General features: G+C 40.8%; 22 protein-coding genes. 1 reads left to right on the top strand and 21 read right to left on the bottom strand.

Annotated elements, in window-relative coordinates; all coding sequences use genetic code 11:
* Positions 1-31: 31 nt before the first annotated feature.
* From B9A22_RS03130 to fliB, 6 genes are all read right to left on the bottom strand, one after another.
* Positions 32-232 carry a cold shock domain-containing protein gene (locus B9A22_RS03130; RefSeq protein WP_084574156.1) on the bottom strand — a complete coding sequence of 67 codons (201 nt, stop codon included), beginning with the start codon at positions 230-232 and terminating at the stop codon, positions 32-34.
* A gap of 84 nt (positions 233-316) precedes the next feature.
* The gene (locus B9A22_RS03125) at positions 317-1,036 is read right to left on the bottom strand and encodes an amino acid ABC transporter ATP-binding protein (protein ID WP_084574154.1); all 720 of its coding nucleotides are present in this window, start codon (positions 1,034-1,036) and stop codon (positions 317-319) included.
* On the bottom strand, positions 1,023-1,688 hold the full coding sequence (locus B9A22_RS03120; protein ID WP_084574152.1) for an amino acid ABC transporter permease: 666 nt from the start codon (positions 1,686-1,688) through the stop codon (positions 1,023-1,025). Before B9A22_RS03120 ends, B9A22_RS03125 begins: the two co-directional genes overlap by 14 nt.
* Positions 1,689-1,885: 197 nt before the next feature.
* Complete coding sequence (locus B9A22_RS03115) at positions 1,886-2,674, bottom strand: basic amino acid ABC transporter substrate-binding protein (protein ID WP_084574151.1); 789 nt, start codon at positions 2,672-2,674, stop codon at positions 1,886-1,888.
* 222 nt (positions 2,675-2,896) lie between these two features.
* Positions 2,897-3,190 carry a zinc-ribbon domain containing protein gene (locus B9A22_RS03110; protein WP_084574149.1) on the bottom strand — a complete coding sequence of 98 codons (294 nt, stop codon included), beginning with the start codon at positions 3,188-3,190 and terminating at the stop codon, positions 2,897-2,899.
* Between the two features lie 481 nt (positions 3,191-3,671).
* Positions 3,672-4,919 carry a flagellin lysine-N-methylase gene (gene fliB, locus B9A22_RS03105; RefSeq protein ID WP_084574147.1) on the bottom strand — a complete coding sequence of 416 codons (1,248 nt, stop codon included), beginning with the start codon at positions 4,917-4,919 and terminating at the stop codon, positions 3,672-3,674.
* 174 nt (positions 4,920-5,093) lie between these two features.
* On the opposite strand from fliB, the gene B9A22_RS03100 reads away from it, so the two are divergent.
* Complete coding sequence (locus B9A22_RS03100) at positions 5,094-6,143, top strand: glycosyltransferase (protein WP_084574146.1); 1,050 nt, start codon at positions 5,094-5,096, stop codon at positions 6,141-6,143.
* Positions 6,144-6,265: 122 nt separating this feature from the next.
* On the opposite strand, the gene B9A22_RS03095 is transcribed toward B9A22_RS03100, so the two are convergent.
* The 15 genes from B9A22_RS03095 to B9A22_RS03025 form a co-directional block, all read right to left on the bottom strand.
* Complete coding sequence (locus B9A22_RS03095; RefSeq protein ID WP_084574144.1) at positions 6,266-7,213, bottom strand: dTDP-glucose 4,6-dehydratase; 948 nt, start codon at positions 7,211-7,213, stop codon at positions 6,266-6,268.
* 2 nt (positions 7,214-7,215) lie between these two features.
* Positions 7,216-8,373 carry a UDP-4-amino-4,6-dideoxy-N-acetyl-beta-L-altrosamine transaminase gene (gene pseC / locus B9A22_RS03090; RefSeq protein WP_084574142.1) on the bottom strand — a complete coding sequence of 386 codons (1,158 nt, stop codon included), beginning with the start codon at positions 8,371-8,373 and terminating at the stop codon, positions 7,216-7,218.
* 21 nt (positions 8,374-8,394) lie between these two features.
* Positions 8,395-9,519 (bottom strand): UDP-2,4-diacetamido-2,4,6-trideoxy-beta-L-altropyranose hydrolase, encoded by a 1,125-nt coding sequence (gene pseG / locus B9A22_RS03085; RefSeq protein WP_084574140.1) that lies wholly within the window; start codon positions 9,517-9,519, stop codon positions 8,395-8,397.
* Positions 9,516-10,565, bottom strand: a complete 1,050-nt coding sequence (pseI, locus tag B9A22_RS03080) for a pseudaminic acid synthase (protein WP_084574138.1) — start codon at positions 10,563-10,565, stop codon at positions 9,516-9,518. Before pseI ends, pseG begins: the two co-directional genes overlap by 4 nt.
* Before the next feature lie 17 nt (positions 10,566-10,582).
* On the bottom strand, positions 10,583-11,350 hold the full coding sequence (locus B9A22_RS03075) for a class I SAM-dependent methyltransferase (RefSeq protein ID WP_084574136.1): 768 nt from the start codon (positions 11,348-11,350) through the stop codon (positions 10,583-10,585).
* Between the two features lie 36 nt (positions 11,351-11,386).
* Positions 11,387-12,130 (bottom strand): cytidylyltransferase domain-containing protein, encoded by a 744-nt coding sequence (locus B9A22_RS03070; protein ID WP_084574135.1) that lies wholly within the window; start codon positions 12,128-12,130, stop codon positions 11,387-11,389.
* A 16-nt stretch (positions 12,131-12,146) separates the two neighbouring features.
* Positions 12,147-12,749 (bottom strand): hypothetical protein, encoded by a 603-nt coding sequence (locus B9A22_RS03065; RefSeq protein WP_176215364.1) that lies wholly within the window; start codon positions 12,747-12,749, stop codon positions 12,147-12,149.
* A 77-nt stretch (positions 12,750-12,826) separates the two neighbouring features.
* Positions 12,827-13,837: a polysaccharide biosynthesis protein gene (locus B9A22_RS03060; RefSeq protein ID WP_084574133.1), complete on the bottom strand. Its 1,011-nt coding sequence runs from the start codon at positions 13,835-13,837 to the stop codon at positions 12,827-12,829.
* Between the two features lie 13 nt (positions 13,838-13,850).
* Positions 13,851-14,588: a cytidylyltransferase domain-containing protein gene (locus B9A22_RS03055; RefSeq protein ID WP_084574132.1), complete on the bottom strand. Its 738-nt coding sequence runs from the start codon at positions 14,586-14,588 to the stop codon at positions 13,851-13,853.
* Positions 14,585-15,589, bottom strand: coding sequence for a hypothetical protein (locus B9A22_RS03050; protein WP_084574131.1), 1,005 nt, complete (start codon positions 15,587-15,589; stop codon positions 14,585-14,587). The genes B9A22_RS03055 and B9A22_RS03050 overlap by 4 nt, the downstream gene beginning before the upstream one ends.
* Entirely contained in the window at positions 15,561-16,859 is a 1,299-nt protein-coding gene (locus tag B9A22_RS03045) for a DegT/DnrJ/EryC1/StrS family aminotransferase (RefSeq protein WP_084574130.1), read from the bottom strand. Before B9A22_RS03045 ends, B9A22_RS03050 begins: the two co-directional genes overlap by 29 nt.
* Positions 16,859-17,869, bottom strand: coding sequence for a Gfo/Idh/MocA family protein (locus tag B9A22_RS03040; protein WP_084574129.1), 1,011 nt, complete (start codon positions 17,867-17,869; stop codon positions 16,859-16,861). Before B9A22_RS03040 ends, B9A22_RS03045 begins: the two co-directional genes overlap by 1 nt.
* Positions 17,856-18,416, bottom strand: a complete 561-nt coding sequence (locus B9A22_RS03035) for a GNAT family N-acetyltransferase (RefSeq protein ID WP_084574128.1) — start codon at positions 18,414-18,416, stop codon at positions 17,856-17,858. Before B9A22_RS03035 ends, B9A22_RS03040 begins: the two co-directional genes overlap by 14 nt.
* A gap of 11 nt (positions 18,417-18,427) precedes the next feature.
* Complete coding sequence (locus tag B9A22_RS03030; RefSeq protein ID WP_084574127.1) at positions 18,428-20,320, bottom strand: motility associated factor glycosyltransferase family protein; 1,893 nt, start codon at positions 20,318-20,320, stop codon at positions 18,428-18,430.
* A 202-nt stretch (positions 20,321-20,522) separates the two neighbouring features.
* Positions 20,523-20,645 (bottom strand): flagellin (locus B9A22_RS03025; RefSeq protein WP_281252341.1); only part of this gene is annotated, 123 nt, incomplete at its 5' end.

The following is a 20,645-nucleotide window of genomic DNA, read 5'->3' as shown; positions in this document are numbered from 1 at the left end:
ATCGCCGGGTATAGTTTATGTCGTTATATTATTATTGAGCTTTATATACGTTGCTGGCTTGCGGTCCGCGAGCGCCGTCAACGATTTCAAATTCAACTTGTTGGCCTTCATTCAGGGTTTTGAAACCTTGATCTTGAATAGCCGAGAAGTGTACGAATACGTCGCCGCCATCTTCTCTCTCAATGAATCCGTAACCTTTTTCTGCACTAAACCACTTAACTTTACCAATCATGTGAAACTCCTCCTAAGATAAACTACAGACCGCCTTCTTGCAGTCACAAGTGGAAGTATAACATATATTTACAGCAATGTCAATTTACAAGATCTTAGAGAGGAAAGCCTGAGTCCGCTCTTCTTTAGCATGTAAAAAGACTTCATCGGGAGTACCTTCTTCGACGATCCGGCCCTCATCCATAAAGATTACCCGATCGCCTACTTCGCGGGCAAAACCCATCTCATGAGTAACAACCGCCATGGTCATCCCCTCATTAGCTAGTGTTTTCATAACATCCAGAACCTCTTTGATCATCTCTGGATCAAGGGCTGAGGTGGGTTCGTCAAACAGCATTACCTTGGGCCTCATGGCCAGTGCCCGAGCAATAGCCACCCGCTGCTGCTGACCACCGGATAGTTGCTCAGGGTATGCATTCGCTTTGTCAGCAAGACCAACCTTTTCCAATAAATCAAGAGCCACTTTTTCAGCTTCAGCTGGCGGCATTTTCCGAACCTTGCGCGGTGCCAGGGAGATATTTTGTAATACGGTCATATGGGGAAACAGGTTGAAGCGCTGAAAAACCATGCCCACTTCTTCCCGAACTTTATTGATATTAGCTTCATTGGTCAGCGGCAGTCCGTCAACAACAATCTCGCCCTCAGTTGGCTGTTCAAGATAGTTGATGCAGCGAAGCAGCGTGCTCTTGCCTGAGCCGCTGGGGCCGATGATAACAACAACCTCCTGCTCGCTAATATGGGTATCAACCCCTTTTAGCACATGCAGTTTGCCAAATTTTTTATGAAGATTTTTAATGCTTATCATCGGTCTTGTACCTCCGCTCGAGATAATCCACAACGCGGGATATGGTAAAGGTCATCATAAGGTAAATAAAGGCCACTGTGAGCCAAATCTCAAACGAGCCATAGGTACGGGCGATAATAAGCTGTCCGCGCCGGGTGAGCTCCTCAAAGCCGATAACCGACACCAGGGATGAATCCTTGAGCATAGCAATAAACTCATTACCCAAGGGTGGAATAATGCGTTTAAAGGCTTGAGGCAAAATAATATAGCGCATAGTCTGAGCCCAAGTCATGCCCAAAGACCTGCCAGCCTCCATCTGCCCTTTATCAATCGACTGGATACCTGCCCGGAAAATCTCGGCAACATAGGCACCACTATTCACACTGCAAGCCGTAATAGCGGCAATAAAAGGGTCAATCCGTTGTCCGACCACAAGTGGCAAGGCAAAATAAATCAGAAAGATCTGCACAAGCAGCGGCGTTCCCCGGATAACATCCACGTACACCGCAGCCAGCATCTTAACCGGCCATATCACCGACAACCGCGCCATTCCGACAAACATACCAATAAGTAAACCAAAACTTACACTTAACGCCGAAATCTGCACTGTAACACCGGCACCCATAAGGAGCAGCGGAAACGAGCGAATAATTAAATCAAAATCAAAATTCAAATTCCTCACCCTTAATTAAAATGTATAAGGTTCTAAAATCCCATGACAATTATATGCGGACAGGCAGTGAGTGTCAATAATTTTTTTAGATACAAGGGTAGCTGGTGAGCAATGTAAAAACGGCGCGAAATCGCGCCGTTGCATAGTCATTAATCAAACAAAAACCGTCATTACGAGCATAGCGAAGCAATCTCGCCTTATTGGGGAGGCTTTTTGCCAAACCACTTCACGTAGATCTTTTCATACTCGCCGTTCTTCTTAAGTTCTTCCAAGGCTTTATTGATTTTGTCAGCTAACTCGGTGCTTTTCTTGGAAGTAGCAATACCATAATCTTCAGAGGTGAGCGGTTCGCCCACAGTTTTTGCATCTTTGCCGCCAGCCTGAGCGATATAATATTCGTTAACAGGCAGGTCATTCACAACTGCATCTACGCCACCGGCTTTAAGTTCCATAAAGGCTTCGGGAGCAGTATTAAACTCGCGGATTTTAGCATCCTTAATCTTTTTAGCTTCATCAGCACCGGTAGTGCCAATTTGTACAGCAATGCGCTTGCCTTCAAGGTCTTTAAAGGTTTTCAGCGTGTTGTTGTCTGCTTTAACAACCATGGATAAACCAGATTTGTAATACGGCTTGGTGAAGTTGACCTTCTTAGCCCGTTCATCAGTAATGGTCATGGCCGAAATAGTGGCATCAATATTACCTGCTTCAAGCGCAGGAATAAGCCCGTCGAAGTTCATGCTTTGCACTTGAACTTCCATACCCATTTGCTTGCCAATTGCTTTGATCAGATCCATGTCAAAGCCAACATATTCTTTTGATTTTTCATCCTGGAACTCAAACGGAGCAAATGCGGTATCAGAACCAACCTTGAGCACTTTCGGTTTCGGCTGCTCAGCAGGCTTAGCAGACTGCTGACCACAGCCGGCAAGTCCGAAGGCCAGAACAAACATAACGAGAACAGACAACGCAATCAGTTTTTTTGACACGTAGTAACCCCCTTAAAAGTGTTAAAAAGTTCATGTAATAATTATACGAGTCTATGTATAATTAGACAAGTAGTTTAACATGTATACATGAACAAGGCACATTATGTCCTTACACAATATACTTTTCCAGTATTTTGTCCATAAATTCCCTACTCAGGCAAAGTCAAAGCCCGGGATCAACATCCCGGGCATTATCTGGCGCAATTTATTCTATATGTATTATTATCCTTTTTTGGCGGTAAAACAGTCACGGCAATAAATAGGACGATCATTGCGAGGCTTAAATGGAACTTGAGTAGTTACGCCGCACTCAGCACATACTGCTTCATGCATTTCCCGCTGCGTTGACTGAACCTCGCCGCCATCCCGGCTGCGTCTTCTGTTGCCCCGACATTCACGACAACGGGCAGGTTCGTTTTCAAAACCTTTTTCTGCGTAAAACTCCTGCTCTCCTGCTGTGAAAACAAAGTCTACTCCACAGTCCTTGCACTTAAGAGTTCTGTCCTGAAAAGCCATTAACGAAATCCCCTCACCTTATGAATTTAAAAACCACTGCTTAGCCGACCTGGTCTTTGACCCCACACCCGCCTGCTGGGAATTTCGCTAATAGGATTTAACCCCTCACTACAGTTCCTCTCGGTCAAACTTTTACTTTATACACGTCTGTTCCTGGGACCGGCAGGTCTTACCTCTAAGCCGCACCATGCTCAAAGCCGCTTTGGGCTCCTTACGTGGGTCGTTTCGCCTGCGACTGGCATCGACTTTCAACCACAGACCTAAGCAAATTGGTTCTTATATTAAATTATAGGTTTGCCATGCTAAAAAAGCAAGCAAATATTTTGCAAGGGTTTGGAATATTGGTTAAATTTAACAGTAGTCTCGTTAATTTTCTTAAAGTCTCCGGCTCAGTAAACATTTTAGCTTACAGTCCACACAGTTATCGACTAGCCACCTGTCAAAAATGATCTAAGGTAGAAAGTGATCTTTTTTCAGCTATTCAGCTCTTGAGTAAAATGGCCATATATGGCATGGTATTGAAATTATTTTCTTTCAATAATTCTATTACGCCTTTCAAAAAATTTTCATCGTGGGAAATTACTTTAGCAAAAGACTGGATAAGCTTAATGACATGATCTGTATTAAATTTTTCTTTGTGCAAACCAGCCATGCCGATAAGTAGCAGCTTGATCATAGAGTAATTAACGACAAACATAACATAATTGTCGAAAACCTGTTTTCCCCCTTTAAACGGGAACAAGTTGGAGAAAACATCATTAACCAAGTAATTTTCCATAATATACTCACGTGTTTCCATAAATGGGCGATAGTATTTTTCATAGGCTTCAACATAGTTTTTCCCAATATCCTCTACTTTACTTTCACTGATATATTGAATACCTTCAAGAAATTCAGCAAAGCACTCATAATAGCGCAGATTGACGCCGCCTGAAAAAATACGTTGATCTGCCACTTCTTTCATTAATTTCATCTGAATAGTAAATTCATTGGGAATGGTATTGAGTTCATCGCGGAATACACCCGAGTCCAGATGGTCAAGATAAGTACCTATGAGTTTGGGTATAGCCGGAACTTTACCTTCACTAATAAGCTGATCCAAATTTCGGCAAAACAATCCAAGAATAACCATACGCTGCCACAGTTTATAGGCACGGTTTTGCAGTAAAGAGATGACAAAAATGCGCAATTCCCAAAAATAGCGCAACCCAGTATGGGCCAACTTAAAATCATCGGTTTCCATAATTTTGCCGTTGGTGTTGCGAACACTTGCATCTTCTTCAGTTTCGTCAAACGACATGACTTCAGGATTAAGCAGAACTATTCGCGCCGCCTCGGGGCAAGACACAGTCAATGCCTTTTCGGACACACCGTTAACTATGTTGGTTAAGCGTGGATAGGCAGTGCAAGTCAATGATAAAAATTCTTCCCCAAATTTGCGCTGCAGGGAGCAAAGTTTATCACCATCAAGTAGCGGGCAGCTTCCATCATCAGGATTCAATTTGATTTTAGCATAATTCGTATCATCAGCATCGGTGCGAATACGAGTTACATGTTGCTTCAACTGTTTGCGCAAATCCTTATCTGGACATTCCCGATATTTTTGAAAAGTATTTTTGTCGATCACAATCCGCCAGCCACCACAGCAGGTTTCCTCACAGTCAGCCCCGATACAGTGGAATTTCTTCATATACTGTGGCTGAAGAACTTTACGAGTTTTATTTGCCATAAAGAATTATTCCTCCTTATTATTAAACAAAACTTGAATGCTATATTTGAAGCAAGCACAGGATAAACGGACTTACTAAGTATCTAACTCCGTTTTAGGATTGTGCAATACTTTAAAGGTTTTTGTAGATAATTATCGAACAAGAAAGAGAAGAATTATCCGGGAGGAAATCACATGAAGATAAGTTTGTGTATGATAGTAAAAAATGAGGAAGAGTTATTACGTAAATGTTTGGAGCAGATTATTCCTCACGTTAGTGAGTTTATTATTGTTGATACAGGTTCCACTGATAAAACAAAAGAAATCGCCCGTCAGTTCACCAGCCAAATTTACGACTTTGATTGGTGTAATGATTTTTCGAAAGCAAGAAATTTTTCGATATCTAAGGCATCTAATGACTGGATTTTAGTACTGGATGCGGACGAGTTAGTGATCGAATTTGACCAAAATATTTCGGCATCACTTGCACAAATCGGTGAATTGACCGTAGGTAGAATAAAACGAATAAATAGTATTGAAGATAAGTGGGGTCCAGCCTGGAACACCGAAAAAATAAGCCGTTTATTCAACAGGCGCTTTTTCCACTACGAAGGAATGATTCATGAACAGATAGTAGACAAAAATGGCTGCAATTCTTATGAAACCATTTCTGTAGGGATCACTGTAGATCATGTTGGCTATGCCAAAGAAGTCGTCAATAAAAAGGACAAACTAACCCGCAATATCACCATGTTGCTGCAGGCAATTGCCGAAGCTCCTCATGATCCGTATTTACATTATCAACTTGGAAAGTCATACTATATGGCAAAAGACTACCAACAAGCATATGATAGTTTCCAAACCGCTTTATCACTGCCATTAAATTATGCTTACGAATATGTACAAGATCTCGTTGAAAGCTTTGGGTATACACTGATAAACATCGAAAAATATAGCCTGGCACTTAACATTGAGCAATATAGCAAACACTACCAAAACTCTCCTGATTTTAACTTTCTGATGGGTCTCATATATATGAACAACGCCCTCTTCAGCAAAGCAGTGGAAAGTTTTCTAAATTGCACTGGTATGAAAGAAGGAAAGATGAAAGGCGTCAATTCATATTTGGCAAACTATAACATTGCCGTTATATATGAAATCTTAGGTTACAAAAAAGAAGCAACAGCCTATTATAGACGATGTGGCAATTATGAACTGGCAAAAAGACGACTGGCGACTTTGTAATAAGTACATGTTATCAAAAAAGCGGCATTACCTACGGGCAACGCCGCTTTTTTCATGTTCTAGCTACTACTTACAAACTTCACATAGTAGCCTGGACGCCTAAGGCGGGTTGAGTGGCTCATTCATATGAGGTTAGCATTATTTTTAATCCACTCTGTTGTTTTGTCAATCCCCATTTCTAAATCATTCTTTGGCTGCCACTCCAGCAAATTATTCGCTTTCGTAGAATTGCAAAGCAATTTCATGATCTCACTCTGAGGATGAATATGCGGCAAATGTTTAATTCTTGCTTCATCCTTAGCAATGAGCAAAGCCAATTCATTAATTGAAACATCTCTGCCCAGTCCGGCATTGACAATTTCACCATTTACCGCCTCGTTGTATCCACACTGAACCACAAAAGCAGCACAATCCTCTACATAAAGGAAATCCCTGGTTTGCTCACCACTGCCATAGATACCCAAGTCGGCACCTGCAAGAGCATTTTTGATAAAGATAGCGATTACGCCGCCTTCACCGCCGGTCTTTTGGAAAGGACCGTAGGTATTAAAAGGACGAACGACAACGGCGGGCAAACCGTAGGCATACCAATATGACAAAACCATATTCTCGCCGGCGATTTTGCTGCCGGCATAGGGGGAAGCCGGCTTAACAGGGTGCAATTCGGTAATTCCGTTCTTATCATTAGCACGGTCGTATACCATACAAGTACTCATGAAAACAATTTTAGTGTTATTCTTCTTACACTGTTCCAAAACATTAAACGTACCGGTTACATCATTTTCAAAAGTAGTTCGCGGGTCATCAATGCTGTCCTGCACATTGATACTAGCGGCCAGATGATAGCAAATATCAAAACGATTGAGGAACAGCTTATCAAGCATTTCCAAATTCTTAATGTCACCCGCTATAAACTCTTTTAGCCGCGGATGTCTCTTGAACTCCTCAATATTCTCCGTCCGACCGTTAGACAAGTCATCTACGGCCCAAACCTCGTGTCCATCTTCTAACAGTCTTTTTACAACCCATCGCCCAATAAATCCTGCTCCGCCTGTAACTAACACCTTCATATTTACTTTTCATTCCTTTCAAGAATGGTTTTTACGCTAGTTATTACATCATCTATATCTTGATTGGTCATCTTAGGGAAAATAGGCAGACTTATGATTCTTTCATATAGATTTTCGCTATGCAGACATTTTACTTCCCGATAGCCGTTTTGCTGATAATAAGGATGCTTGTATACAGGAAGATAATGCACATTTACACCAATATTTTCTCTATGTATTGCTTCAAAAAATTTTTTCCGGTCAAAACTAAGCCGTTCCAGATTTAATTGGATTACATATAAATGCCAGCTTGAATTACAGCCGTTTTGCTGAAATGGTACTCTCAAAGCAGTTGTATCTTTGAATGCTTCCGTATACATGTCGGCTATTTCGCGGCGTCTGTGCAAAAACTTGTCCGCCTTATTGAGCTGGCTAAGCCCTAAAGCCGCTTGTATATCAGTCATCCTGTAATTATAGCCTAACTCAAGCTGTTCATAATACCATGGTCCTTGCTGATCTAACATCCTATCTTTGTCTCTGGTAATACCATGACTTCTAAACAAAAGCAGCTTTTGGTATATATCTTCATTATTAGTAGTAATCATACCGCCTTCACCGGTAGTGATATGCTTTACAGGGTGGAAACTAAATGTCGTCATATCTGAAATGCCACCAATCAACTTACCCTTATAATCGGCACCTACAGCGTGTGCAGCATCTTCGATTACTATCAAATTATATTCCTTGGCTATTCTTTCTATCTCGTCCATATCACAAGGCTGTCCAGAAAAATGCACTGGAATGATAGCTTTGGTCTTGTCAGTTATCTTCTTACGAATCTCCTGCGGGTCGATATTATATGTAGCAGTATCAATATCGGCAAATACCGGAGTGCCACCGCAGTAGAGTACTGCATTGGCAGAGGCAGCAAAAGTAATGGGACTGGTAATAACCTCATCACCAACTGTGATTCCTGCTGCATAACACGCTGCATGCAGCGCCGCTGTACCATTCGATATAGCTACTGCAAATTTGGCATCAACACACTGGGCAAAAGCCTTTTCAAACTCTGCAATTTTAGGTCCGGTCGTTAGGTAATCAGATTGTAGTACATCTACTACAGCCTTGATATCATCCTCATCAAGCCACTGTTTACCGTAAGGTAAGTAGGTTTCTCTCACTACCAGCTCATCCTCTCTTTCTCAATTAACCTGCAAGCTTTCAATAATACGCTGGACAATTCGTTCTGTACCTTTGCCATCTACCAGACTTTGACCTTTATGGCTCAGCTCTTTACGTCCCTTAAAATCATTCATCATGCCTAACAATATTTCAATAGTTTGACGTGATTCCAAGTTATCGTACCAACCTAAACTCTTTAAGTAGCCTAATGTTTGAAGTGTATCTACAAGGAATTCCTGATTATCTGCCATTATGAAGGCCGCTACAGGAGTACCGGATGCGGCAAATTCATATAGGGTGCTGCCGCCTGCGGAGATGGCCAAATCAGATCGTAGCATGATTGCAGACACCGGAGAATAGGTAATATCCCTCACTCGTTCAGTGATAGCGGAGTTGGCGTAAAGAAATACATTATCATATTGTACACTCATTTCAATAAGAGACACGTAATGGGTAAAACCACTACCAACCAAGACATTAAAACGCAGATGCCTAAATTCTTCTTGTTGCAGGATAATTTCAATAATCTTGCTGGTCAGATTATTAGGGTCACTTCCTCCGGTAGTTATCATAACCTCCGATACCTTCTCCCGGATAGTTCGAAGCGGCATATGTCTAAACTCGTCCCGTATCATATTATATTGCGGACCCAACAAAAACAATTGATTTCCATTGTGTTTATTATATCCTAATGATTCAGCGGTGATATTACCATTAATTAATATATCAACTGGAAAAGACTCGTTATTGTTGTCATCGATATACACCAATTTGCTTACATAAGGCTTTATACCGACAAAAAAATTTCTACTGACGTTATAAGTATCTACTATAAGAATATCAATTACATTTTTTTTAAAAAATGCATTCATTTCAGTTACTTCTTCTGATAAAGGGGAGCTGATTTCGTAAAAAAAACCTTCTGTTTCAAACTCTACAGAAGGCAAACGGGTAACCTCAAAATTCTCACTTCTTACTCTTTCAATACCCTCGGTTAGCTTACTGAGAAAAACTACTTTGTGTCCTTCTCGCCTAAACTCTTTAGCTAACGATAAACAGCGCATAATATGGCCCAAGCCAATATTTTCCCCGCCATCGGCACGAAAGGCAATAGTAAGCCTATTGGGTTTCCTTGGTAGTCTCAATTAATCATCCCCCACTCTAGTGGAGTTCCCCGCTCAATATCTCTTATAGCAACTCTTTTTAAGATACCTTCATACTCTTTGGGTGGTAGTCCATGTGCAGGCCGAATAACACGGATGTTTTCTTCGGTAAAGACTTCTCCTTTCTTTATATCCTTTACTACAAAAATAGAGCGGCGAAAAGTCCTATTAGCCTGCTCCCGTTCGGATAATTGGTACGTTACGCGACCTAGGGCCCGTTCAGCTGTTCTTATATCATCAACCATTTCTTTGAATTCACCTGGCTCCATAGAAAATAGAGCATCTGGGTTTTCTATCTCTCTGCTTAGACAGAAATGTTTTTCAATTACAGTTGCTCCTAAGGCAACAGCCGTTACTGCGCCGATAGACCCCATAGAATGGTCAGATAAACCTACCGGCACACCAAATGTTTCATACAGGTTATTCATAGTTCTAAGATTCATATCTTCAGGTACTGCCGGATATGAACTTGAACACTTTAGGATGCAAAGATTATTATTATTTTGCGATGCAACAGCATTAATCGCCTCTTCAACTTCTCCCAGAGTTCCCATTCCAGTCGACATAATTATTGGCTTCCCTTTTGAGGCAATATACTTTATTAACGGTATATCTGTCAATTCGAAAGATGCTACTTTATAGGCATTTACACCTAAATTTTCCAAAAAATCAACTGATGTTTTATCAAAAGGAGTAGAAAGAAAATCTAGTCCAACCTTGTCTGCTTCTTCTTTTAGCTTACCATGCCATTCCCATGGTGTATATGCTTTCTGATAAAGCTTATACAGACTTTCTCCCTGCCAAGTTCCCTGCGAAATATGAAAATATTCTTTATCACAATCAATGGTCATGGTGTCTGGAGTATATGTCTGTAGTTTTATACAATCTGCACCACTTGCTTTAGCAGCATGAATAATCTCGATAGCCCGTTCGATATGGCCAGCATGATTCGCTGACATTTCAGCGATCACGTAACATCCACAGTTTTCACCAATTTTTCTATCTTTTATCTGAATTATGCGATTCATGGCCCACCTCCAAGATTCTATTTTTGAAGTATAAACAATTTAAGAGGAGCAAATTCACCTAAGGGAGGCAATTTAGAAGCATATTGATTAATATCAGATGTGTAATTAATTTCCCCACTCTGCTTAGCCATCAAAGCATTTAAGGTCCTAGATATCAAAAAGTACGTGCTATTGAAATTGTTTACTTTCACACTAGTAAATTTTGTTTTAACATAATTTAAGATCTTGTCTTCATCTAGGTATTTATTATGCCATCTTTCTTTAATTTCTTCTAGTCCAAATTCCTTTCTTACATTGTTTATGTTGATTAATCCCTGTTGTGTACACTCCAGCATCAAAAACACACCATTTTTCACGAGAGTGTCATATATATTACTAATCGCCTTTATGTGCTGTTCGTCATTTTCCAAATTTATCAAACATCTATTGGTAACTACTACATCATACGTATGTGGTTCTTTTAGTTTTAAAACATCTCCATGTTCAAACTGCAACCGGCCTTTTAATTCATTAGTTATTTTTGACTGTGATTTCGCAATCTCTATCATTTCTTGAGAAAAGTCTATCCCCTTTAGGTCTATATTTCTGTGTCGACAATACTCTATATCTTTAACACCATTGCCGCATCCTATATTTAAAACTGTTTGTCCATCCTTAAGCTCTTTTAAAATTACATTGATCTCCATTTCAAAAGCAATTATGTCCGGAGTTGTTGCTAACGGGCTTTCTTTATATTGGATTGCCTGCTCATTCCAATAGTGCAATATTTCTTCTTTCTTACTCATGCTTATTCCTCCAAATTATCTTGTCAATGGTTTCGATTAGTTGGCTATTAGCTTTTTTTGTTCAATGTGTTGATTTATACCTATTAATTCAGGATGGTCGTTAAAAACATTGATAATATCTAGTAAATAGAAATTATGAGTGCCTCTATATAAATGACTATATATTTCCTTAATTAGTGCAAAATCCTCTTCAGTATCCAGTGTCCATCTGTACATGGAATAATCGACTATATATTTATAATAATAGACCTGTGTACTATTTTCATAAATATATGGGGTCACATGCTCACGTTGATACTGTTTTTCTGCCTGCTTATATGCTTTTTCCAATACATCAAAAGAAAAAACCTCTGTATCCAATCCTCGGGGATATGTTCTTGTACCCAAATCGCTGCTCGCATTGGTCACTATATCATATATATTTTCATTCTTAAAGAAATTAACAATATTGTCGGTTACTAGGGGGTCTATTAACGGGCAATCCGAAGTAATGCGAACAACTACATCTGCACTATTAGCTTTAGCGGCAAAATAATAGCGAGCCAAAACATCAGCTTCACTGCCTCTAAAATATTTGACTCCACACTTTATGGCTTCTTCCACCACCGCATCGTCTTGATCAAGTGTCGTTGTAGCAATCACTATTTCATCAATACTTTTAGCCTGTTGAACCCGTTCGATTACATGCTGTAGAACAGTTTTCCCCATCAAATCTATTAATATCTTTCCTGGCAATCTTGTTGAACCCATTCTGGCCTGAATAATTGCTACTGTTTTCACGTGCAGTCACCTTCACTCATTGTACTTGACCATAATCGTTATTCACAGTTATCTCTTTAATTAGTGCCCTAAACGTAGGGATAATCTCATAAAGTAGAACATCGCTTAATTTAACACGATCCTCATTTTCCATAGCTACTTGCAGCATTACAATTTGCCGCAAAATATCTTGCTTTACAAGCCCCAACTGCGAGGCGTTGTAATACCAATGCTGATTATCACCAATAGTATTTAGGCTATCGATAATGAATTGTAAGCCCTCCAACAACTGGGCAAACTTATCCCAAGTGTTCTGACTGGCTCCCTGATAAAATTCATCCACCATTTTATCAATCTCGGGAATGGCCCTAACTAAGTATTCATTAATTGAACTAAGAGTATCATCCATTAATTCCTTCAGAGTTTTAACATGTATAACAACTATTTTGATATTCTCGATATGCTCAACGATATATTGATCATAATTGGAGTATAATTTTACACCATCTATTTCAAAACTGCTAAGACTAGTATTAGACTGAGTCAGTAGTTGCTGGACCTGATCAAAAATAGCTCCAACCGCAGCAATTTGATTTTCGCATTCATACACCTTATCCAATATTTTAATCTGCATATTCATACTCCCATTAAACAAAATAGGGCGGTTCATCAACCGCCCCCTTATCCGCGGCTACATACCCAAAGAACAAAAAACCATTATATAAGTCCATTTTCTTGCAGCATTTCTCGAAGCTTTTGGCGACTGACCAACATCTCGTCATCCGAACTATAGCTTTTCTGGATGGCCTTCTTGGCCCCAGGATAGGAGAGTTCTCTTTGTAAAAACATATTAGGAATAACGAACATATCAGGCAGTTCGTAAGCATCTTTGGCCTCTTCGATTGTCATTAGTTCCTCGAACATCTTCTCACCCGGACGCAATCCGCCCTCATATATTTCAACATCGGCTGCAGCTATACCCAACTTCTCCGTTGTTTCTTCTATGATAACTTCAGCCAAATCCTTCAAACAGATCACCGGCATCTTCAAAACAAATACTTCACCACCTTGGGCGGTTTGCATCGCTTTGATAGTCAAATCTGTGGCTTGTCCCAAGGTCATCATAAACCGGCTCATAGTAAGATCGGTAACAGTTATCTTGCGTTTCTCCGCAATTTGCGCTTTAAATAAGGGAATTACCGAACCACGTGACCCCATGACATTCCCAAAACGGACAGCTGCAAATATCGTTCCATTATTACCACTGTTACACTGTGCCGAGGCAATCAAGCGTTCTGCCATAAGTTTTGAGGCCCCATAGGTATTGGTCGGGGCAATGGCTTTATCCGTGCTGGTAAAAATGACCTTCTTTACACCTGTATTAAGTGCAGACTTAATAATATTCTGTGTACCAATAATATTAGTTTTTACCGCTTCATACGGATTGTACTCACAAGCAGGAACATGTTTCATCGCCGCCAAATGAAATACATAATCAATATCCTGCATCGCGCGTTCAATACGGTCACAATCCCGAATATCGCCAATCAAATAGCGAATATTTGAGAAGTGGCCCATTTTTTCCCGCAATTCAAACTGTTTATGTTCATCACGGCTAAAAACCCGAACAACCTCAGGATCCTCGTTTAATATGTATCTGAGTACACTCTGACCAATTGTCCCCGTACCCCCGATAATTAGGATTTTTCGTCCTGTAAAAAAGTTCAAATTTACCACCTATCTATCTAGCTTTCTTCTGTGCTATATGAGTGTTCATAGACGCTATCTCGGAATGCTGCTCCAAATAACGGGTAATATCATATAAATCGAATGCTGGCTTAACAGGATACAGCGCCTCATATACACTCCTGATTAGCCGGTAGTCATCTTCGGTATCAAGGGTTAAACGGTAGTTGGGATGGCGCACAAAACAAGGTGCTTCCACATTGGACAAGTGATATAGTTCAGGATGCTCATAAAAATATAAAGACACATGCTCCCGGACAGTGGCATCAGTTATGGTCTGCTCCACTTGGCGTAAAGCTGTAGTACGGAAAACTTCCACACTAAACCCTAAGGGGTATGTCCGCACCAATTGGGTTGCCACATAATCAAGATATGGATGCTCCAGCATCTGCTCAATAACCCGGTCAATTGTTTCATTATCTAACAGCGGACAATCACTGGTTATCTGAACAATAAAATCAGCAGCCGTAGCTTCTGCCGCTTCAACAGTGCGCAGCAGTACATCTTCCTCGCTACCCCGGTAGTACTTGACTCCCTGTGCTTTAGCTGTCTCCATTATTACATTATCACTTGGGTTGATGGTCGTAGCAATGACAATATCATTTAGGTATTTTGATCTTCTGAGTCTTTCTATAAGTCTAACTAAAGCCGGTTGTCCAGCTAAATCCATTAATACTTTCCCCGGCAGTCGGGAAGATGTCATCCGGGCCGCAACTATAGCATTAAACTTCACTTAAATACCTCCCTAATAAATCTGACAACCCGTTCAGTCGAACGCCCGTCAAGCCAGATTAGCCTATGCGACAACTGACTACTATTATTATTAACTTGTCCATCCATTTTTGCAGACAGCAGCAACTGCAGTTCTTGAGGCGAATCGGCTCGTTTAGTCAGGCCCAGCTTATTGGTAATGCACAGATCTTGCTTCCGCAGATTAGGCTGATAACTTATTGTCGGAATTCCCAGGAGGGCAGCGTGCAGTAACCCCATTGTCGACATACCGATAATCAAGTCGTACTCAGGCATGATGTCAATTAAATTTCCCGCCACCGCTAACTCATCATAACGCTGTTGGAAACTGGCCTCATCCTTGGGATGAAATTTAACGTGTAAAATACAGTTGTCCTGGTTGGCAACCACCTTGCAGCAATCGGCTAATGCCTGCTGCTCGGTATAGCCTAAAGTCTCACCATACAAAACTGATAAGGGCTGAGAAAGAAATAATATCTTCTTTCGCTGTTCGTTCAAACCACGTGCTGAACTTTGACAAGCAATATACTTATCCAGACCCGGGTGCCCCAGGACCGAAATAATCGCTGGTGGTACACCGGCCTGAACTGCTTCTGCTTTAGCCAGTTCATCCATCACAATGTAGTAATCTGGGTAAATGACCTCTCCTGCCTGGCTGACAAACCGTATTTGGTAATTTGACCAATAGTCCAAAATCGCAACATTAGGTATTCCGGCTTGCTTACAAGCAGCTATGGCCTGCAATTCCACCGAACTTCCCCAGCTTGTGCCGGTTACAAGTCCAGCTATCTTTCTACTGTCAAGCAGATCTTGTATTGCTTGCAGAGCCTCCTTTGCCACTATACCATGCAAAGGATTCAGTTGTGCGGCAGGGCCTATGCAATAAAACAGTCCAGAAATACCATCATGTTCGCAGGACTTGGCAACTGGAAAAATTACATCATACCCGCCTGGGTCATGAGCCAGAAAAACTATTTTTTTCATATTCATGAAGCTCTTGGCGTGATTGCCATACCTTTTCCACCGCTGCCAGGAAATCATCAATATCCTGCTCGTGATAAGGTACCCGACAAACATCGGCACTTAAGAGCCTTTCTTCATGCAGATTTTCTACCACCGGGCAAGTTCCCTTATGGTAATCTTGTACGGGATTATCGATGAGTGAAAAAGGATATTGCGTCTGGTTATAGACCTTTTTATGTTGGAATATTTTTAATAAATAGAGTGGTTTAACATAACCTTCACCCAGCGGGAACCCTTCGGCTTTCATGGCAGCGGCAAAGGTAGCTCGCTTGATACCCCAAACAGCTTTGTCAAATTGAATAGGATAAACATAGTAAGAATGTTCGTAGCCCGCAGGTACAGTAACACCTTTTAGGCCACCGTATTTGTTTAAACCGCTAGTCAACCGGTCAGCCAACTTGCGACGCATCTTTAAGAATCCATCTAATTTTTTTAGTTGTTCAATACCAATTACCGCGTGCAGCTCAGTCATTCGATAGTTAGACCCCAAAACCACGGTATCAGAGTCATTGAGCTCATCCACAATAAGTTCTCCATGATTACGAATCAATTGACAACGATAGGCCAACTTTTCATTGTCGGTTAAAATAATGCCACCTTCGCCGCTATGAATAACCTTATGGTAATTAAGACTAAAGATACCTAAATCGCCAAATGTCCCTGCCTGCCTACCATTTATCGTGGCGCCAGGCGACTGTGCATTATCCTCGATTACATATAATCCATGTTTTTTGGCAAACCTCATTATTTCCGGCAAATTTGCAGGTAGCCCAAACAAGTTAGTCACAATAATCGCCTTTGACCGAGGAGTTAGCCATTTTTCCAGCTCGTTTGGATTCAAATTATACGTTTCGGAACAAACATCCACAAAAACCGGTACAGCATTATTCATTAAAATGGCAGTGGCCGTAGCAGCCATTGTATAGGGTGTAACCAGAACTTCATCGCCAGGCCCAATTTCACAGGCAGCAATCGCCGTATGCAACGCAGTAGTAGCCGAATTAACAGAAATGCCATGTCTTACACCAAATTTTTCTGCAAATTCATATTCAATTTCTTTTACCTTGGGCCCGCCGAGGAAACCCTCGCCAGCCCGCCCTAGAAATGCCGAAAGGGTACCAGACTCCATAACCTTAATAACGGCAGCTTTTTCCTCTTCCCCCATAGTGTTAGTCCAAGGAATCGCTGTCTGTCTAACCGGAGCCCCCCCCAATAAAGCCAGTTTACTCATTACCGTCCAGCCCTTTCTTGGGAAAAATTATTGTTATATGACCGTAATAATGCATGCACTATATACAAGGGATCTATACTATCATCAATCGTACACCGCGGCTGCTCAATGCCAGCAAGCACATTAACAAGATTGTCAACAGCATTGGCTAAATTGGCGTCCGCTAAAAGCTTACTTTCCTGCCGTTCTAATTTCAGGCTATTAAAACCAGAAAATAGATGATGCTCTCCTACGTAATAGTATGAAACGTCATCGCCACTATTACGAATTGAAATTTTACCTTGTGAAAAATAAAGATCGATTTCGAATAAATAATATTGCTTATCATTAAATGCCTCGGCAAAACCCGTTACATTGTCACCGATTCTGAAGGCAAACGTAAACGAAGGATCATTGTCAGTATCAGCCGATGTAACAACCCTGCCAATGACTTGTACTTGGTCTATCGGTCCCGCCCACCATTGCAATAAATCAAAAATATGTGCTCCCGTATTAAAAATACCTCTGGTGTATCTGACATGCACTTTCTGCAACTCACCATATTTCCCGCTCGACACTTCGTCTTTTACTCGCTGCATCCCATTATTCCAGCGGCGGGAAAGATTCGGCACAAGCAAACAATCAGAATCTGTAAGCTGTTGTTTTAATATAGCGGCTTCTTCCAGCGAGCGTACCAATGGTTTTTCGCAAAAAATAATTTTAGTAGCTGAATTACGTAAGACATATTGGATGGCAGGCAGATGATCAACCGCTGGAGTACAAATACTAATAATATCAATTGCGTGATTTTGCAAAAGTTCAGGCAGACTCTGATAAAACCCAACTTCTGGTACAAGGTTGTTCAGAACCACACCCTGGGCCTTGCTTACATCGGCTGCAGCAACCAATTCAATTTGCGGATGAAGTTCATAAGCTAATGTGTGTGAAGAAGGACGTTCCCTTTTGGGATCCAGATCATAAGTCAAACCGATCTGCCCTAAGCCAACAACAGCCGCTTTATATTGAGCCATGGTCTTTCCCCAACCACTCACTATGCAATAAACTTAGATTCACACAGTCATGATACTGTCCTTCGCAAAAGTAGGCCTGACGCGAAATCCCTTCTCTACTAAATCCGGCCTTTTCAAAAGCTCGTATCGAACCAATATTTTTATCAACAGCGCCTGCTGCCAGACGGTTCATATTTAACCGACTAAAACAATGCTCTGAGAGTAAGGAGATGGCTGCAGCAGCATACCCTTTCCCCCAACAGTCAGTCTCACCAATAATGATACCGATCTCGGCAGAGCGAAATACGTAGTTAATCGAATGAAGGCCGATATTACCAATATGCCGGTCTTGCTCTTTCAATACAATTGCAAAAACAACATCAGTTTTACTCATAGCCTGGCTATCATAAAAATTCTTCATTGATTCGTAGCTATTAGGGAAAATGCCATGCCGCATCCACTTTGTAATGTTCTGGTCATTAAGCCACTGAAAATAGTTGCTTTCCAGATCTTCCTTTTCCAGTCGCCGCAAGTAAAATATGTTGGTATTTAAAAACGGATGATGCAAGACAGCCCCTCCTAATCGGTAATTATGATATCTCTGTTTTTTTCTAAAATGTCTTTAGCGTTGCTGTACTCCTGAATAATCAGGTTTGTACTGTTAGCAATCATATACATCAAATTATGTTGCAGTAAGCGATTCTGTTGTACATTCTCCACAGTTAACTCGTTACCAATCTTTTTTACGTGCATTATAGTCGGCACAATAATTGGTGAATAATAGGATTCAATTGAGTCTGCAGTAACGATGTTGCGGATTACTTTATCGCCAGCCTGCATTTTCAGAACAATCTTCTCCAACTGTTCCTCAGTGCAGTCCTGAGTGATTGTTTCTTCTAGCTTAATTAGCATATTCATATGCGACAAGGCTGCTTTCTGAGTTCTTTTTAATAAATTCAAATCACGTCTAATAGTCTTGAGTAACTCGTCATATTTTTTAAGCCTATCTTTATTGCTTATATGCTTTTCCTGAAGATAGCCCACCAGACGCTTATCCACAGGTGTATGACAGTATTCTGCAATGGCCTCCTGCAGGGTCATGCGGGTCGTACCTTTTATATAAGCACCACCTTCGGTGGCATTGATGACCTGTAAATCACGATTGGTCAGGATCTGCATCTCATACCATTCCTTAAAGATTTTATAAACAATATGAGACTGGAGTAAATTTCCTTCATGGTCTTCCAAATAGACACCAGCAGTGGAATCACGGTCATTATTTTCGCCTTCATATTCGGTATGTGTCAAGTTACTATGCTTTTTGCCGCTGGTGTAAGCCAAATCCTGACCAATGAGAATAATTGGATTGCATCCAGCCTCCCTGGCTGCAGCGAAGGCCACAGTTGCACAAGAATGACCAAGACCGACAAACTTGAATTGCTCGAAGGCTGATAACCACATTTGTTCAAAGCCTAAATCATTGCGCGCCATGATTATTGATTTACCCTCAAATTCATCATAAATATTAGGCCAAATAGAGCCAGGCGCAACCAATACCAGGTCTTGGGGAAACTTTCTGTCTTTATAATAAAAGGTATAAGTAGGTTCATCCCGTTCAATACTGGCTATGGCGTCAGGCTGAACACCCTGCCGTTCACACGCCCGCATACTGGCGTCACAGGCAATAATCAAGGCTTTGCCATTAGCCTCTTTCAGATACTGGATGTTTTTATCCAGCGATGGCCCGGCAGCTACAATAATGGCCGGAACATTCTTATATTTTCCTCTTATATCCTCAATGGAATTGCTTTTCATAATGGCATCAGTATTGTGGCACATATTTGCAAATCCTACAAACTGATCGTCCAACGCATTGCCAAAAGATATGACTGTATTGAGCATGATTTTCGATATATGTTGTAAAGCACTCTTGTTTTGATTTGCATAAACGTAATAATTGGGCAAAGATAATACTTGAATATTATGAACCAAATTATAGAAATTAAGTGCCGGCAGGTATAATGCCATTTTTCCAATCTGCTGATCATCGCCAAAGACCAGCACAAACTGACCGCTCTTAAAAATATCTGACAAATCGAAATGAGTCAATACATATTTTAAAACATCAATATTATGCTCAATAATGACTACTTTTGTATCCTTAGATATTTTTTTCTTCAGTTCCAATAAATGAAATCCAAGCCCCATACCAAACACAACAAATAAAGAATCTTTAGCTTTATCTACATCGCGTACAATCCTTTTGGCTTCTGCAATAGGGTCATAACTGCTGTGCAGCAAATACACCTTCTCACTATGACAGAAATATATGTCACGACTGCCGTTGTTAGCAATTTCTTCAGCTACACCGCCATCTAATTGAGAAAAATCCAGTTGAAGTAGTTCGTTTAATATGAACGGAGTGTATTGTGCAATCGTCTCAAGATTTTTGTGTAATATTTCGTTAGTCATAAATTACCCCTTTTTTTCTGTCTTGGAAATCTTCTCAAGTCATTTCTCATTTCAAAAACCTTCGTAGGCTAAAGGTTGAGTTAGCCTACAAAACCTTTTGAAATAAGAAATAAAAGCATTTTTTTACAATTCGTGGCTATTATTATAAAATGGCTGACCGGTTAAGATCAGCCATTTTATCAATCGTTTACGAATCAGTAATTTACCGGAGTAATTGAAGAACGCCTTGAGGCTGTTGGTTAGCTTGCGCCAACATAGCTTGAGCAGCCTGATTAAGGATGTTGTTCTTCTGGAAGGTGGTCATTTCTTTAGCCATATCTACGTC

This window comes from Sporomusa malonica (genome assembly GCF_900176355.1).
Lineage (GTDB): Bacteria > Bacillota > Negativicutes > Sporomusales > Sporomusaceae > Sporomusa > Sporomusa malonica.
This window is presented reverse-complemented; position numbering and strand designations above follow the sequence as displayed.

Coding starts and splice junctions, on each gene's coding strand:
- fliB (WP_084574147.1), bottom strand. CDS start 4,919: ATGGCAAATAAAACTCGTAAAGTTCTTCAGCCACAGTATATGAAGAAA.
- pseI (WP_084574138.1), bottom strand. CDS start 10,565: ATGAATCGCATAATTCAGATAAAAGATAGAAAAATTGGTGAAAACTGT.
- B9A22_RS03130 (WP_084574156.1), bottom strand. CDS start 232: ATGATTGGTAAAGTTAAGTGGTTTAGTGCAGAAAAAGGTTACGGATTC.
- B9A22_RS03125 (WP_084574154.1), bottom strand. CDS start 1,036: ATGATAAGCATTAAAAATCTTCATAAAAAATTTGGCAAACTGCATGTG.
- B9A22_RS03100 (WP_084574146.1), top strand. CDS start 5,094: ATGAAGATAAGTTTGTGTATGATAGTAAAAAATGAGGAAGAGTTATTA.
- B9A22_RS03045 (WP_084574130.1), bottom strand. CDS start 16,859: ATGAGTAAACTGGCTTTATTGGGGGGGGCTCCGGTTAGACAGACAGCG.
- B9A22_RS03030 (WP_084574127.1), bottom strand. CDS start 20,320: ATGACTAACGAAATATTACACAAAAATCTTGAGACGATTGCACAATAC.
- B9A22_RS03065 (WP_176215364.1), bottom strand. CDS start 12,749: ATGAATATGCAGATTAAAATATTGGATAAGGTGTATGAATGCGAAAAT.
- B9A22_RS03095 (WP_084574144.1), bottom strand. CDS start 7,213: ATGAAGGTGTTAGTTACAGGCGGAGCAGGATTTATTGGGCGATGGGTT.
- B9A22_RS03050 (WP_084574131.1), bottom strand. CDS start 15,589: ATGAAAAAAATAGTTTTTCTGGCTCATGACCCAGGCGGGTATGATGTA.
- B9A22_RS03110 (WP_084574149.1), bottom strand. CDS start 3,190: ATGGCTTTTCAGGACAGAACTCTTAAGTGCAAGGACTGTGGAGTAGAC.
- B9A22_RS03040 (WP_084574129.1), bottom strand. CDS start 17,869: ATGGCTCAATATAAAGCGGCTGTTGTTGGCTTAGGGCAGATCGGTTTG.
- B9A22_RS03075 (WP_084574136.1), bottom strand. CDS start 11,350: ATGAGTAAGAAAGAAGAAATATTGCACTATTGGAATGAGCAGGCAATC.